Genomic DNA, 12064 nt, shown 5'->3' with positions numbered 1-12064 from the left:
CCGGGCGTTTTATGTTTTGGTTGAATAAGTGTATTATATATGATTATATCAGGCAGTTCAAAAGAAAGATCAGTCGTTGTTGATCACAACGCCTTTCTGAAGCATGATGTTGGCATAAAGTGCTTTCTCACTTGTGGAGATGATGCAGTATGCAGTTTTTGCTTCGTCATAGAATGCGAAACGCTCGATGTTTCCGACAGCTTTTTCGCCACGCTCGTCATGCTTGGAAACGATTTCTTTATATGTATCCCAGATCGGTGTCTCTACAGTATCACCAGGCATTACTTCCATCAGGTTTACCGGATGCTCTACATAGGTATCCAGCGGGAAGAGCTTCAGGATGGCATCCAGGATCTCCGGAACACCATGTCCGTCACAGCGGATGGTGATGGCATTTTTTCCCATGGATTCTACAGGGAAGTTTCCGTCAGCGATAACAAGACGGTCACTGTGTCCCATCTCACATAAAACCTTCAGTAATTCTGGTGATAAGATTTCTGGAATTCCTTTTAACATAGTTCATATCCTCCTAAGATCATTGTGTACTTACAGCATTTCGGAAATTACAGCATCAGGCTCAGGTGATCAGAACAGGATACATGGATTTCCGAAACTGTTATGACGCCGGTAGTATCAGACAGACCTGCCCGGCCACAGGCTTTAGAACTCATACTAATTAATCTAACGGTATTTGGTCTTCTTTTCAAGGGAATATTTTCCTGTAAATGATGAAAATTTTATGGTTGACAGAAAACGTATGGAGCGCTATGATGAACTCAAACGGAAACGTTTCGGTTTCTGGACCAAATGAGGAAATAATACAAAACAAACACAATGATTCCAAGGAGGAGAAGATTATGCCACTGGTTACATCGAAGGAAATGCTGTTAAAGGCACAGAAGGGCGGATATGCAGTAGGAGCATTCAACGCAGAGAATATGGAGATGGTGAAGGCGATCATCCAGGCAGCTGAGGAACTGAAAGCACCGGTTATGATCCAGACAACACCTTCTACTGTTAAATATGGTACGGTTGAGACTTACGCTGCGATCGTAGCAGCAGAGGCAGCCAAGGCTTCCGTTCCGGTATGCCTTCATCTTGACCACGGCAGCAGTTTTGCGCTTGCGATGCAGGCAATGCATGCAGGTTATACCTCTGTGATGATCGATGGTTCCAAGCTGGATTTTGAGGATAATATCAGAGAGACCAGGAGAGTTGCGGATGTGGCAGCAGCCCTGGATATCCCATGTGAGGCTGAGCTCGGTAAGGTCGGTGGTAAAGAGGATGATCTTGAGGCTGAGGCAGACACTAACACCGACCCGCAGGAGGCGAAGGAATTCGTGGAGCGTACAGGTGTTACTTCCCTGGCAGTTGCCATCGGAACCGCACATGGTTTTTACGTGGGAACACCGGTTCTTGACAAGGAACGCTTAAGCGAGATCCGCAAAGTCGTAGATATCCCCCTTGTTCTTCACGGGGCATCCGGACTCAGTGATGAGGATGTCAGAGACTGTGTAAAACGTGGTATCTGCAAGGTTAACTTTGCAACAGAGCTTCGTGCCGCATATTCCAGGGCGGTGAAGGAGACCTTTGCAGAGAATGAGAATACCATCGATCCGAAGGCATACGGAAAGAAAGCGATCCAGGCAGTGAAGGAGCTGGTTGAGGCGCGTATGAAGGTTTGCGGCTGTGATGGAAAGGCAGAATGATCTTCTGTAAAAAAACAGAAACGGAGTGATCAGTATGGCAGCAACCATGAAAGATATTGCCAGGCGGACGGGACTTGGGCTCGCAACGATTTCTTCTTATTTCAATGGCGGAAACGTAAGAGAAAAAAACAGAATAAAGATCGAGGAGGCCATTCGGGAGCTGCATTATGAGGTCAATGAGGTGGCCAGAGGGCTTAAGACCAATGCTACCAAAACCATCGGTGTGGTGATTCCGGAGCTTAACAATACCTTTTGTGCGGAGATCATCACAGGGATGGAGGATGTCTTAAGAAGTCACGGATATGCGACCATTGTCTGTGACTGCCGTACCGATAAGAGGCTGGAGCGGGATGCAGTGGAGTTTTTAAGCCGTAAGCGTGTGGACGGGATCATCAGCATGCCGGTGGATGCTGAAGGCAATCATCTGAAAAAATTCCAGAAAACCGGAAAGCCCATCGTACTCATTGACCGCAGGATCAGGGAGCTTTCCTGTGACAGTGTTCTTGTAGACAACGAGAAGGCGGCTGAGGACGCAATGAGAGTTTTTTTTCAGGCAGGACACCGTAAGATCGGGATCATTGGCGGACCGGAGGAAATTTCCACAGCCCAGGAACGTCTCCAGGGGTACCGTAATGCATACGAAAAAGAAAATATACCGGTACGGGAATCTCTGATCTATCACGGTGATTATACCATTCAGGGTGGTGTGCAGGGAATCGAGAAGCTTGTTGCGGACAATCCGGATATGACGGCTGTGTTTGTTACCAACTATGAGATGACTATGGGGGCGGTGATCGGGATGAATGAGCTGGGTCTTAAGATCCCGGAACAGCTGTCTGTGATCGGCTTTGACAATCTGCAGTTTGCCAGAGCATGTAATCCCAAGCTTACCATTGTGGCACAGCCTACACAGGGGATTGCCGGAGAAGTGGCGGGAATCATGCTGAAACGACTGGAAGGGGTTGTAAGTGAAGAAACAGAACCGATCACGGAGAAGCTTGGCGCAGAGATCATCATGGGAAAATCCGTCCGTGTGCCGGACGAGAAGGAGAATCTATAATGAAACCATATTTATTAGGTATTGATATCGGCACCAGTGCCTGTAAGGTTGCGGTTTTTGAAAAATCGGGAACGGTTGTGGCTGCGGCCAACGGCGATTATCCGGTTTACTATCCGAAGGAGGGCTGGGCAGAACAGGATCCGGAAGAATGGTGGAGTGCTGTCTGTCAGGCGGTAAAGAAGGCCATCCAAAAAGCGGGGATAGCACCTGAGGAGATCGCAGGTATCGGTATTGATGGACAGAGCTGGTCAGCCATTGCCATGGATAAGGACGGAAATGTACTGACAAACACTCCGATCTGGATGGATACCAGAGCACAGTCTATCTGTGACAGACTGAATGAAGAGATCGGGGCAGAGCAGATTTTTGAAGTATCTGGTAATTCCCTTCAGCCGTCCTACACAACTGCAAAGATCCTCTGGTATAAAGAAAATCTCCCGGAGGTGTACCAAAAGATCCACAAGATCCTGCAGTCCAACAGCTACATTGCATATAAGCTGACAGGTGTGATGAGCCAGGATGTTTCCCAGGGCTATGGCCTGCATTGCTTTGACATGAGAAAGGCAGCCTGGGATGAGGATATGTGCAGAAAGCTTGGGATTCCCATGGAATTTCTTCCTGAGATCTGTGCCTGTGATCATGTTGTGGGAACTGTTACAGAGAAGGCGGCGGAGGAATCCGGCCTTGCTGTGGGAATACCGGTTGTTGCCGGTGGTCTGGATGCGGCATGCGGAACACTGGGGGCCGGAGTGATCCATCCGGGTGAGACACAGGAGCAAGGCGGACAGGCCGGCGGAATGAGCATCTGCATGGATGAGTACAAGGCAGATCCCAGACTGATCCTTGGCTATCACGTGGTTCCGGGACAGTGGCTCCTTCAGGGAGGAACCACCGGAGGTGGTGGTGTCATGCGCTGGTTTGAACGTGAGTTTGCAGAGTATGAGCGTTCTGTAGCAGGGGAAAAAGGCTCTTCTCTGAACCAGCTCAATGAGATAGCGGAAAGAATCGCGCCAGGCAGTGACGGAGTGGTATTTCTTCCATATATGTCCGGTGAGCGTTCTCCAATCTGGAATCCCAATGCAAAGGGCGTATTCTACGGACTGGACTTTTCCAAGACCAAGGGCCATATGGTACGTGCCTGTATGGAAGGCGTAGCACTTTCTCTGAAACACAACCTTGAGGTGGCAAAGGAAGCAGGAGCAGATGTGGAAGTTCTCCGTGCAATGGGAGGCTCTGCAAATTCTCTTCTCTGGACACAGATCAAATCCGATATCACAGGAAAACCTATCGTAGTGCCGTCCTCTGATACGGCAACAACACTTGGTGCAGCCATTCTGGCAGGTGTTGGCGTTGGAATGTATCAGGACTATGATGAGGCTATCCGTCTTACGGTAAAGGAAACAAGAAGACATGAACCGAACCCGGAAAACCGGGATGTTTATGAGAAAACCTATAAAACCTATTTAAATCTCTATAAATCTCTTGAACCTATGATGAGAAATGAGGAGGAAAAGTGATCATGAAAGCAGCAGTAGTAGTAGCAAATGAGGATGTTCAGTATCAGGAAGTGGAAGAACCCCAGGTAACACCGGGCCATGTGAAGATCAAGGTAAGATATTCCGGAATCTGCGGATCTGATATCCCGCGTGTATTAAATCACGGCGTACATTTTTATCCCATCGTGCTGGGACATGAATTTTCCGGTGATGTAGTGGAAGTGGGAGAAGGCGTTACCAAGGTGAAGGTCGGTGACCGTGTATCCGGTGCGCCACTTCTTCCCTGTATGAAATGTGACGACTGCCAGAAGGGTAATTTTTCTCTCTGCAAGCATTACAGCTTCATCGGTTCCAGAGAACAGGGAGCAAACGCAGATTATGTAGTGGTTCCTGAGCAGAATGCAGTACCATTCGCAGACAATGTACCATATGAGCAGGGAGCCATGTTTGAGCCTGCAACCGTAGCTATCCACGGTGTATTCCAGAATGATTACCACGGCGGTGAGTATGTGGCGATCCTTGGTGGCGGTACGGTTGGTATGTTCACCATGCAGTGGACAAAGATCTTCGGCTCCAAGAAGGTAGTGGTCTTTGATATCAGCGATGAGAGACTTGCGCTTGCAAAGCGTCTCGGCGCAGATGAGATCATCAACACAAAGGAAGATGGATATATGGAAAAAGCCATGGCCATTACAGGTGGAAAGGGCTACGGCTTCGTATTTGAGACAGCCGGACAGGTTCCCACCATGCATATGGCATTTGAGCTTGCAGCAAACAAGGCACATGTATGCTTCATCGGTACGCCGCATGAAAACCTTACCTTCACACCGAAGGAGTGGGAGAACATGAACCGTAAGGAGTTCAAGCTTACCGGTTCCTGGATGTCCTACAGTGCACCATATCCGGGACGTGAGTGGGATCTGACTGCTCATTATTTTGCAACCGGTCAGCTGAAGTTTGACCCGGGCTTCATTTATAAGAAAATCCCGATGAGCCAGGCACAGGAGGCCTTCCAGCTGTTCAAGACACCGGGCCTTGTAAAAGGAAAGATCCTTCTTTCCAATGAGGAAGACTGATATGATCCTGACAGTAACCTTAAACGCTGCCATTGACAAGCGTTATGTAGTGGATGATTTTAAGGTGGGCGAAGTGAACCGGGTGCGTGAATGTACTTATGTTCCCGGCGGAAAGGGACTGAATGTTTCCAAGCCGGCGTCCATTTACGGTGCCGAAGTGGTTGCCACCGGCTTTGTAGGCGGCCACGCAGGCAATTATATAGAAGCTGCCCTGAAACCCTTTGGTATTAAGAGTGCTTTTTACCATGTAGATGCGGAGAGCCGCTCCTGTATCAACATCTGGGATGAGGTGAATCATGTACAGACCGAATTCCTGGAGCCGGGATTCACATTGACAGAGGCAGATTTTGAGGGCTTTGAGAAAAAATTCCGCCAGCTTGTAAAAGATGCTTCTGTTGTGGCGATGTCCGGCAGCGTGCCGAAGGGACTTGACGGAAGTGCCTACCAGCGCCTCGTGAAGATTGTGAAAGACGCCGGAAAACCGGTGATCCTGGATACCAGCGGCAAGCTTCTGGAAGAGGGAATCAAGGCAGCACCGACACTGATCAAGCCTAACATTGATGAGATCCGTATGCTGACAGGCAAGCATTGTGACGATATCAACGATATCATTGAAGCAGCGAAAGCCATCCACGCCGGTGGTGTGGAGATTGTGGCGGTCTCGCTTGGAGCAGATGGTTCCCTGGCAGTCGGAAAGGAAGGGATTTTCCGTGCGGTGGTTCCGAAGATCGATGCGGTAAATACCGTAGGCTGCGGAGATTCCATGATCGCAGGCTTTGCCCTTGGATTAAGTGAGGGACTTTCTCTGGAAGAGACTCTGCGAAGAGCCAGTGCGATCTCAGCAGCGGCAGCCATGCGCGAGGAAACGGGCTTCTTTGTGATGGAGGATATGGAGGCTCTTCTTCCGAAGATCGAGATCAGGCGTTTATAAGATAAGCTTATAATAAGAAAATTTTTATAAAAAAGGAGATGTAAAGATGGCAGAAGTTATCAATCCGGCAATTGTGCCGAAAGTGACACTTCCTTCCGGCGAGCAGGTTCCGTGTGTCGGAATGGGAACCTTCGGTTCCGACCGTGTATCCGCAGAGGATGTATCTGCAGCTGTTGCAGGCGCGATCCGCAGTGGCTACCGTATGTTTGACTGTGCCGCATGCTACGGAAACGAGCATGAGATCGGCCAGGTATTTAAGGACGCTTTTGACGAAGGTGTTGTAAAGCGTAAAGAACTATTTATCATGACAAAGGTATGGAACGACATGCACAGAAGAGTAGAGGAAGCCTGTGATAAGAGCATTAAGGATCTTCAGTGCGATTATGTGGATATGTATTTCATCCACTGGCCATTCCCGAACTATCATGCACCGGGATGTGATGTGGATTCCAGAAATCCGGATTCCAAACCCTTCAGTGTGGAGGAGTTTATGGATACATACCGCCAGTGTGAGGCGTTGGTAGAAAAAGGAAAGATCCGTTATATCGGTATTTCCAATATGACCATTCCGAAGCTTGAGGCAGTTCTTCCGCTCATGAAGATCAAACCTGCAACCTGTGAGCTTGAGCTTCATGTATGCTTCCAGCAGCAGGAGCTTTATGATTATCTGGTAGAGCATAACATCCAGCCGGTAGGCTATATGCCGATCGGTTCTCCACGCAGACCGGAGAGAGATATCTGCCCGGAGGATGTTGCGGATCTGGAGGTTCCGGAGATGCAGGCAATCGCAAAGGCACATGGTGTTCATCCGGCTCTGATCGCTCTGAAGTGGGCACATCAGAGAGGAGAAATCTCCATTCCGTTCTCTGTGCACAACTATGCAAGCAACCTGAAATGTGTCACAGAGGATCCACTTACAGAGGAGGAAATGGCAACCATCGCAACTCTGGAAAAAGGCAACCGTCTTGTAAAAGGGCAGGTATTTCTGTGGCATGGTGCCAAGGACTGGCATGACCTCTGGGATGAGGATGGCGTTATCGTAAAATAATAAAAGTGCTGCAGTAAAATCCCGTGTCCGATATGGCGGACGCGGGATTTGTTTGTATCTACAGCAATCCTCTAAAATAATGCATTTAAGAGGATTGCTATAATTTATACTAAGAAACTCCGTTGTAAATTTTAACCAAACATGTTACCATATAGAAAGAATTAACAGTTATTGTTCACAGAAAGAACAGTAATATTTACCAATGAAAGTGACAGAGACCGGAGAAGAAATCTGTCAGGGGGATGTGCAATAAAAATAACAGAAACTGATCAGAGGGGGACAACAGAAATTATGTATCGTATTTTACTGGTAGATGATGAGATACTTGTTCGAGATGCGATCCGGGAGAATATTGACTGGAAAGCAATGGACTGTGAACTGGTAGGAGACTGTGATAACGGGAAAGCAGCAGCGGAATTTGTGCAGAACCATCCGGTGGATATCGTGCTGACAGATATCCTTATGCCATATATGGATGGTATGGAACTGAGCCGTTTTCTCCATGATAATTATCCGGACATCGTGATCGTAATCTTCAGCGGATTCGGAGAATTCGAGTATGCCAAGAAGGCAATCCAGTATGGTGTCAGTGAATATATGCTGAAGCCGGTGACAGCCATGGAGCTCAGAAATGTTATCGGAAAAATGAAAGAGAAGGTGGACCAGCAAAGAAAAGAAAAAGAGAAGCTGGAACGTCTGACACAGACTTCCGAGAATTATCAGAAAAACGCTATTGTGATCCGTTCCAGAGCGCTGCAGGGCTTTGTGGATAATATCAAGACACGGCAGGAAAGTCTGGAAGAGCTTGCAGCACTGGGAATCGATCTTGAGGCAGCCTGCTATCGTGTGGCTGTTTTTGAGCTGGATCTGTATTCGGACGGTAGTCAGCTTACTGCAGAGAAACGCCAGGAGAGTGCACTGATGTCTTTTGTTCTTTTTAATATCAGTGATGAGATCATCAGCAAGGAAAAAGCAGGAGTGGCATATCAGGACGGAGACAACAAGGTTGGTGCTCTTTTCATGGGAAACCGTACCAGAGAGTTTGAACAGAAGATCATGGAGATCTGCAGGACGATTCAGGATAAGCTGAAGGAACTGATGTCGCTGGATATTTCTATCGGTGTGGGAAGCTGGGCCAGAACTCAGCAGGAGCTTCGTGTATCCCATGAACTTGCTGAGAAAGCTATTGAATATCGTTATCTTCTTGGCGGAAGCCTTCTCATTGATATGGAAGAACAGCCGGCGGAAAAAAATCTTTCCATTAAAGATTATGTAGAGAAGCTGGTAGCTGCTCTGAAAGCGGGTAAAAAGGAAAACGCAGAGCATATTCTGGAACAGATCTCTTCTGAGATCAAGGAAGCGCGTGTGGATAAGAGTCGTGCCTGCGTGTATCTTCAGCAGATCATCCGTGCAGCAGATGAGACCTGTGAGGATATGGTTCCGGACAACAGGCTTTTTTCCAAAAGAGAAGCACTTCTGCAGCAGGTTACGGAGCAGAATTCTTTTGACAGTGCTGTTGAACTGGTCAGGAATCATATCGGAGAAATTTTCCAGACACTTTCCGATGCAAACAGCTCCAGCGGACAGCGTCAGGCTAGACTTGCCCTGGATTATATCCAGAAGAATTATATGGATCCGGATTTAAGCCTGAACAGTATCTGTTCTTATCTGAATATCAGCACAAGCTATTTCAGTACGATCTTTAAGGAGCTTACGGGAGAGACTTTTACAGAGGTTCTGATCCGTACCCGCATGGAGAAGGCGAAGGAACTTCTGGAGAATACAACTATGAAGAATTATGAAATTGCCGAGAAAGTCGGATTTGCAGATCCTCATTATTTTGGGATCTCCTTCAAAAAAATGACAGGCTGCACACCGACAGAATATGCAAGGGAGAAACGTAAATGAGAGATATCCGGTTTGCGGCAAAGATCATAGGAAAATTTAAGAGTATCCAGAGTGCGATCTTTGCGGTGGTGACGGTGCTGCTTTTAAGCGCGGTGCTGGTCATAACAGGTGTTTCCATGAGATATACCCGCAATTCTATTTTTGAAAATTCTGCTGTCTACACCCAGAATATCGTGCAGCAGATGAATCAGAATATTGATTCCTATATTGATTACATGGAAAATATAGCTTATATGATCTCCAGTAACGAGGATGTACAGCAATATCTTTTTGGCGACAATGTGGACGATGGAACAAGAGAGCGCCTGCTCAATCAGTTCAAGACTATTCTGGACGGACGAAGTGATATCCGAAATCTTGGGATCATTGGAAGTAATGGACGGAAGCTGATCAACGACGGCAAGCAATCTGTGAATCCGGATCTGAAGCTTTCCACCCAGGAGTGGTATCTGGAAGCTTTACAGAAGCCGGAAGGCCCGCTTCTTACATCTTCTCATGTACAGCACATCATCAGCGGAGAGCGTCCGTGGGTGATCACTTTAAGCAGGGGAATCCGTAATTTTTCCAACAGTGGTGAGAAAGAGGGAGTCTTTTTTATTGATCTGAATTATAGTGCCATCAGTGAACTTTGTGATCAGAATACGATCGGGAAAAAGGGATACGCATTCATTCTGGATGAAAGCGGAAATATAGTATACCATCCCCAACAGCAGCAGCTTTACAATGAATTGCAGACTGAGAATATCGACCTGATCGTGAAATCAAAAGAAGATACGGTGCGTACCGAAAGGGGAAACAGAGGAAAGCTGTATTCTATTTCCAGATCAAATAAAACCGGATGGACCGTTGTGGGCTGTATGAGCGTCAGCGAACTTCTGCGCAAAAGCAATCAGGCACAGAGTATTTATGTGCTTATTTCCGCACTTCTGATGATCGTGGCACTGCTTTTTTCCAGATTTCTTGCAAAGAGTCTTACATATCCTCTTCAGCGTCTCAGAGATTCCATGTCCAGAGTACAGGAAGGGCATTTTGACGGAGCAGATGTGGAAATCGATTCAGAGAATGAGATCGGAAGCCTGACGAAATCTTTCAATGTGATGACACATAGGATACAGGATCTTATGGAGCAGAACGTGAAGGAACAGGAAGCAAAGAGAAAAAGTGAGCTTAAGGCCCTTCAGTCCCAGATCAATCCTCATTTTCTCTACAATACCCTGGATTCGATCATCTGGATGGCAGAGGGCAGAAAGTACGAAGAGGTTGTTCTGATGACAGCATCCCTGGCACGTCTTCTTCGTCAGAGCATCAGTAATGAAGATGAAGTGGTTCCTCTCGCAAGGGAAGTGGAGTATGCCAAGGGTTATCTTACGATCCAGAAGATGCGTTACAAGGACAAGTTGGAATTCGAGATCGATGTAGAACCTTCTATACTAAATATCCCTCTGATCAAGCTGGTTCTCCAGCCGATCATTGAAAATGCCATCTATCATGGACTGAAATATAAAGAGAGTAAGGGACTTTTGCAGGTAAAAGGCTTTATGAAGGATGGAAATGCAGTTCTTCAGGTGATCGACAACGGTGTAGGTATGGATGAGGAAACATTGTCACATATTTATGATAAACATAAGGTGAATTATCATTCCAATGGTGTGGGTGTTTACAATGTACAGAAACGTCTGAAGCTTTATTATGGAGAAAATTACGGGATCACCTATGAAAGTGAAAAAGGTGTCGGAACCACTGCCACGATCACCATTCCGGGAATACAGGAGGAATCAATATGAAAAAACATAGAAAACTCCTGACTTTTGGAGTGGTCATCTGCCTTGTGGCGGGGCTTGTAGCCGGAATATTCTATTATAAACAGGTAGAAGAAGAGAGAAAACTATCGCTGATCTATATTCCGAAGGTTGTGGACGGTACCAACGATTTCTGGACATCACTGATCCAGGGGGCGGAGATGGCTGCAAAGGAATATAATGCAGATATCCGCGTATGGGCACCTGAGGAAGAAAATGATGTGGATGGTCAGAACAAGCTGATCGAAAGGGCAATAGAAGAAAAACCGGATGCGATCCTGATCTCGCCGTCCAGCTTCACTGAATCTGACCAGCTTTTGAAGAAGGCAAAGGAACAGGGAATACATATTGCATTTATTGATTCCTATACACAGGAAGCGGTCCAGGATCTTACCGTTGCGACCGATAATCTGGAAGCAGGGCAGATCCTTGGCAGGTTTGCGAAGGATCTTGTGGGAGCGGATGATCAGATCGCGATCGTTTCACATGTAAAGGGTGTATCTACGGCAGTTGAAAGAGAAAAAGGTTTCCGGACAGGACTTGGCAGTCTGAAGGATAATATCGTGGATGTGGTATACTGTGATTCTCAGTATGACAAGTCCTATGAGCTTACAAAAGAGCTGATGAAAAAATATCCGGATCTCAAGATGATCGCGGGGATGAATGAATATTCCTCTGTAGGTGCTGCAAGAGCAGTAAAGGCAGCAAAAGCAGAGAACCGGATCAGGGTGGTGGGAGTAGACAGCTCACAGGAGGCCGTTCAGCTGATGGAACACGGAATCTTCCAGGGAATCGTTGTACAGAAGGCATTTAAAATGGGGTATGTGGGTGTTCGGGAAACAGTTAAGATGCTGCGTGGAGAAAACTATAAAAAGAATATTAATTCCGGGTGCCAGCTGGTAACTCCTGACAATATGTATACCAGTGAGATCGAAAAACTGCTTTTCCCGTTTAATACGTTAAAAACATATGGTAATCTTACACCGTAAATAGTCATAAATGCACAAAGAAAAGGGTTAAATATTTACAGTACAGTA

10 protein-coding genes are annotated in these 12064 nt (G+C 46.9%); 9 read left to right on the top strand and 1 reads right to left on the bottom strand.

What is annotated here, in order from left to right:
- Positions 1-69: 69 nt before the first annotated feature.
- Entirely contained in the window at positions 70-516 is a 447-nt protein-coding gene (locus tag MUB50_RS10000) for an RbsD/FucU family protein (protein WP_118512862.1), read from the bottom strand.
- A gap of 341 nt (positions 517-857) precedes the next feature.
- Here MUB50_RS10000 and MUB50_RS09995 point away from each other — a divergent pair, with 341 nt between their 5' ends.
- The 9 genes from MUB50_RS09995 (at position 858) to MUB50_RS09955 (ending at position 12016) form a co-directional block, all read left to right on the top strand.
- A complete protein-coding gene (locus MUB50_RS09995; RefSeq protein ID WP_118625017.1) occupies positions 858-1709 on the top strand; it encodes a class II fructose-bisphosphate aldolase in 852 nt (283 codons plus the stop codon).
- Between the two features lie 34 nt (positions 1710-1743).
- Positions 1744-2769 carry a LacI family DNA-binding transcriptional regulator gene (locus MUB50_RS09990; RefSeq protein ID WP_118625015.1) on the top strand — a complete coding sequence of 342 codons (1026 nt, stop codon included), beginning with the start codon at positions 1744-1746 and terminating at the stop codon, positions 2767-2769.
- Positions 2769-4286 (top strand): xylulokinase, encoded by a 1518-nt coding sequence (gene xylB / locus MUB50_RS09985; protein WP_118625013.1) that lies wholly within the window; start codon positions 2769-2771, stop codon positions 4284-4286. The genes MUB50_RS09990 and xylB overlap by 1 nt, the downstream gene beginning before the upstream one ends.
- 2 nt (positions 4287-4288) lie before the next feature.
- Positions 4289-5341, top strand: coding sequence for a galactitol-1-phosphate 5-dehydrogenase (locus MUB50_RS09980; protein WP_118625011.1), 1053 nt, complete (start codon positions 4289-4291; stop codon positions 5339-5341).
- A gap of 1 nt (position 5342) precedes the next feature.
- Entirely contained in the window at positions 5343-6272 is a 930-nt protein-coding gene (gene pfkB / locus MUB50_RS09975; RefSeq protein ID WP_110102883.1) for a 1-phosphofructokinase, read from the top strand.
- A 46-nt stretch (positions 6273-6318) separates the two neighbouring features.
- Complete coding sequence (locus MUB50_RS09970) at positions 6319-7320, top strand: aldo/keto reductase (protein WP_118625009.1); 1002 nt, start codon at positions 6319-6321, stop codon at positions 7318-7320.
- Between the two features lie 291 nt (positions 7321-7611).
- Positions 7612-9228 (top strand): response regulator, encoded by a 1617-nt coding sequence (locus MUB50_RS09965; protein WP_118625007.1) that lies wholly within the window; start codon positions 7612-7614, stop codon positions 9226-9228.
- On the top strand, positions 9225-11012 hold the full coding sequence (locus tag MUB50_RS09960) for a cache domain-containing sensor histidine kinase (RefSeq protein WP_110102886.1): 1788 nt from the start codon (positions 9225-9227) through the stop codon (positions 11010-11012). The genes MUB50_RS09965 and MUB50_RS09960 overlap by 4 nt, the downstream gene beginning before the upstream one ends.
- Complete coding sequence (locus MUB50_RS09955) at positions 11009-12016, top strand: substrate-binding domain-containing protein (RefSeq protein WP_118625005.1); 1008 nt, start codon at positions 11009-11011, stop codon at positions 12014-12016. The genes MUB50_RS09960 and MUB50_RS09955 overlap by 4 nt, the downstream gene beginning before the upstream one ends.
- The last annotated feature ends 48 nt before the right edge of the window (positions 12017-12064 follow it).

This window comes from Blautia sp. NSJ-140 (genome assembly GCF_022868965.1).
In the GTDB taxonomy this organism is placed as follows: domain Bacteria; phylum Bacillota; class Clostridia; order Lachnospirales; family Lachnospiraceae; genus Blautia_A.
Note: the sequence above shows the minus strand (reverse complement) of the source record. Positions and strands in the feature narration are given on the sequence as shown.

Bases quoted from the DNA above. Each gene is read 5' to 3' on its own strand.
- MUB50_RS09995 (WP_118625017.1), top strand. From the start codon at position 858: ATGCCACTGGTTACATCGAAGGAAATGCTGTTAAAGGCACAGAAGGGC.
- pfkB (WP_110102883.1), top strand. From the start codon at position 5,343: ATGATCCTGACAGTAACCTTAAACGCTGCCATTGACAAGCGTTATGTA.
- MUB50_RS09980 (WP_118625011.1), top strand. From the start codon at position 4,289: ATGAAAGCAGCAGTAGTAGTAGCAAATGAGGATGTTCAGTATCAGGAA.
- MUB50_RS09965 (WP_118625007.1), top strand. From the start codon at position 7,612: ATGTATCGTATTTTACTGGTAGATGATGAGATACTTGTTCGAGATGCG.
- MUB50_RS09955 (WP_118625005.1), top strand. From the start codon at position 11,009: ATGAAAAAACATAGAAAACTCCTGACTTTTGGAGTGGTCATCTGCCTT.
- xylB (WP_118625013.1), top strand. From the start codon at position 2,769: ATGAAACCATATTTATTAGGTATTGATATCGGCACCAGTGCCTGTAAG.
- MUB50_RS09960 (WP_110102886.1), top strand. From the start codon at position 9,225: ATGAGAGATATCCGGTTTGCGGCAAAGATCATAGGAAAATTTAAGAGT.
- MUB50_RS09990 (WP_118625015.1), top strand. From the start codon at position 1,744: ATGGCAGCAACCATGAAAGATATTGCCAGGCGGACGGGACTTGGGCTC.
- MUB50_RS10000 (WP_118512862.1), bottom strand. From the start codon at position 516: ATGTTAAAAGGAATTCCAGAAATCTTATCACCAGAATTACTGAAGGTT.
- MUB50_RS09970 (WP_118625009.1), top strand. From the start codon at position 6,319: ATGGCAGAAGTTATCAATCCGGCAATTGTGCCGAAAGTGACACTTCCT.